We start from the raw sequence: 2,735 nt of genomic DNA, 5'->3' as shown, positions 1-2,735 counted from the left end.
AGTTCGATCCTCGTGGGCATTCAGGTGCCTGGCGCCGACGACGCCGAATTCCGGCGCTTTCTCGCGACGCTCGGCTATCCGCACTGGGAGGAGACGCAGAATCCGGCTTACCGGCTGTTTCTTCAGTCCATCGCTGTGCGCCGGATCAGGGACTGACATGTTGCCCTTCGCGTCGCCCTCTACACCGCGCTCGGCACGGCGCTCGCGGCACAGATCGTGGGCCACGAAGTCGCCGATCTCGCGGGCCTTGGGCCCATGCTGCTGCCGGGCCCGGACGGTTTCGTCAATGCCGGGGTGACGCGGCTCAATCCGAGCTACATGCCGCTGCCGCTGTTGCGCGGCCTCGCGCACGATCTTCGCGACGGGCCGTGGACGGCCATCGCGAAGAACACACTGAAGATGGTGATGACAACATCGCCGCACGGCTTCACGCCTGACTGGGCGGCGTGGCACCAGGGGCATTTCGTCATCGATCCCAAGACCGGTGACCTTGGCAGCTACGACGCCATTCGCGTCTATCTGTGGGCCGCGCTCGCCGCGCCATCCGATCCGCTGGCGAAACCCTGGCTCAACGCCGTGCACGGGATGAACGATCGCGTCATGCAAACCGGCGTGCCGCCCGAGAAGGTTGCGGTCACAACCGGCAACGGCACGGGCGAAGGCCCGCTCAGCTACTGGGGCGCATTCGCACCGTATTTCGCCGTGCTCGGCGACACGCGCAACCTCGCGCTTGCGCGCGCGCATCTCGCCACGCTCGACAATGGCGCGTCGGGCCACGAGCCTGTGTACTACGACCGCGTGCTGGGCCTCTTTGGAACGGGCTCGCTCGATGGCCGCTATCGTTTCGATGCGAACGGCCGACTGATTCCGGCACGGAGAGGCGCATGCGAGTGACCACGCAATTCGCCCGCCACCGGCAGCGGTCGCTGCCTTTGCCGACGATGCACGGCGGTGCCGCGCGCGCTCGTCGCGTGCCTCGCGCTCGCGGGCAGTGTCGCGTTGGCGCGTTCACATGCGATCTGAAGGGCTCGATTGGCGTTGAGCACTACTGGCAGGGAGTGGTACCGTACTTTCCGCTCGATCCGGGGCGCCAGGCGAGCGCTGCGAGCAACATGAACAGCGTGACGACGTCTTCGCTCGATCCCGATGCAATCTATCCGGGGCAGAGCAGGACGGGCTTCGCGTATTCGCTCTACGCTAGTGACGCGTACCAGCTGGCTCCGCTGGTGGCGGTGGGGGCGATGGCGTCGCTCGGTAACGCGTATCACTATCGCGAGTGGCTTGCGGCGGTGTATGTGCGCTATAGCTTTACGCCGCCGTCCGGCCTGCAGCCGTTCTCGCCGAAGACGTTCACGTCGCCGTTTCTCGCAAACCTGAATGACTGACGGAGCACGCTGCGTCTATATATCGGCGATGCGTCGCGTCCTGATCGCTTACTCGAAGCGCTCAAGCGCTTCGGCTCGGATCATCTGGGCGAGATTCGAGGGGCGTCCGCGCGACCCGCTCACTGGATGGTAGATGCTGTCACCGCGTGAGATCGCTTCACCCGTGAGCGCGCAGACGCCACGCGAACGCGCGGCGCGCTGCACCCAGCGCTGCTCGCGGTAGTTGCCGCCCGTCGAATCACGCCAGGAGATCGACACGGCCTTCGCGCCGATGCGTTCTACGAATGTCACGACCGCATTGCGCCCATAAGCGGCTGCGATGGATGCGAGTTCTGCGACACGGCGGCGCTTGTCCGCGGGCGCTTCAGTGTAGACCTCGTCGTTTTGATCGTCGTCGTCCGCGATGGCATGTTCGCTGATCTGCCCGAGTTGCGAGATCGTCGCGGTCCACGGATCGCCCCGCTGCGCCGACGTAACTGCATGAATCTGTCCGCACATCGGATACGCCGGTGTCGCATGCCTCATTGATGCTGTTCGTAGCTGGCCCACGTCGAATTCCTCCGCTGCTTGTGCGATCTCCGCGGTATCGTAACTGCGTGCCTGTACCGAATAAATCTGGTTTCTCCAAATACTCAGTTTGGCTTCCCCAAACAATGGCAAACGTGTCAGCTCCCGGTCATCAATGGTTTGTCTCGCAGCGTTGCGACGTTGACAGTGGTGCGGATGTTCTCGCACAACGAGGCGGCGTCGCGTCGACGTGATGTTGATGCTGTGGTGATTGCGGTGTGCTTCTTTCTCTACATCTAGATATAGAGAAGTGCGCGATATCAAACGTTTGGCCGCTCGCCCTCGACGGAGGGCGTCGCGCGGTATACACAGTTCACTCATGTGTGAGCGAGTGTCGGTAAAGGGAGTCGAGTACGGTGTGCATGAAGTCGCGACAGGAGGAGGCGCGCTTCATCCTGTTGCCGCGAACAATACGTGCGACGGCGTGCGTCCTGGACGGCTCATCTGCCGCTTAAAGAAATATCTGCAAAATGGGGTTGACGAGTATCGATCCGATCTTCATAATCTCGTTTCTCTGCTGCTGACGTAGCGACGCAGAAAACGCCGGGTAGTAAGAAGTTTTACGGCGGTTTCAGCGAACGATCTTTAAAAATTTACAGCCGATAAGTGTGGGCGCTTGATGCGGTAAGCGGCCCCGGCGCATCCTTCGGGATGGGTTGGGCAAAGCAAAAGTATCAAGAGTCTCACACTAAAGTAAGTCAGGTTTTTGAATTTATTCAGAACCTGTCAGCTTTGAGTGAGCGACCGGTCTCGAGAGAGACCGAACACAGTAACAGGTTTGAA

Annotated in this window: 2 protein-coding genes and 1 pseudogene; 2 read left to right on the top strand and 1 reads right to left on the bottom strand. The window is 61.5% G+C overall.

What is annotated here, in order from left to right; translation table 11 throughout:
• Nucleotides 1-180: 180 nt before the first annotated feature.
• Together ACFPTO_RS23900 and ACFPTO_RS23895 are read left to right on the top strand one after the other, a co-directional pair.
• Nucleotides 181-894 (top strand): annotated as a pseudogene (locus ACFPTO_RS23900) (glycosyl hydrolase family 8); the annotation flags it as partial.
• A complete protein-coding gene (locus tag ACFPTO_RS23895) occupies nucleotides 885-1,385 on the top strand; it encodes a cellulose synthase subunit BcsC-related outer membrane protein (protein WP_377715372.1) in 501 nt (166 codons plus the stop codon). The pseudogene ACFPTO_RS23900 and the gene ACFPTO_RS23895, both read left to right, overlap by 10 nt.
• A gap of 48 nt (nucleotides 1,386-1,433) precedes the next feature.
• On the opposite strand, the gene ACFPTO_RS23890 is transcribed toward ACFPTO_RS23895, so the two are convergent.
• On the bottom strand, nucleotides 1,434-2,273 hold the full coding sequence (locus tag ACFPTO_RS23890; protein WP_377715370.1) for a DUF3331 domain-containing protein: 840 nt from the start codon (nucleotides 2,271-2,273) through the stop codon (nucleotides 1,434-1,436).
• Nucleotides 2,274-2,735 lie beyond the last annotated feature (462 nt).

The sequence above is a fragment of the Paraburkholderia denitrificans genome, assembly GCF_042655705.1.
GTDB lineage: Bacteria > Pseudomonadota > Gammaproteobacteria > Burkholderiales > Burkholderiaceae > Paraburkholderia > Paraburkholderia denitrificans.
Note: the sequence above shows the minus strand (reverse complement) of the source record. Positions and strands in the feature narration are given on the sequence as shown.

Coding starts and splice junctions, on each gene's coding strand:
- ACFPTO_RS23895 (WP_377715372.1), top strand. CDS start 885: ATGCGAGTGACCACGCAATTCGCCCGCCACCGGCAGCGGTCGCTGCCT.
- ACFPTO_RS23890 (WP_377715370.1), bottom strand. CDS start 2,273: ATGAGTGAACTGTGTATACCGCGCGACGCCCTCCGTCGAGGGCGAGCG.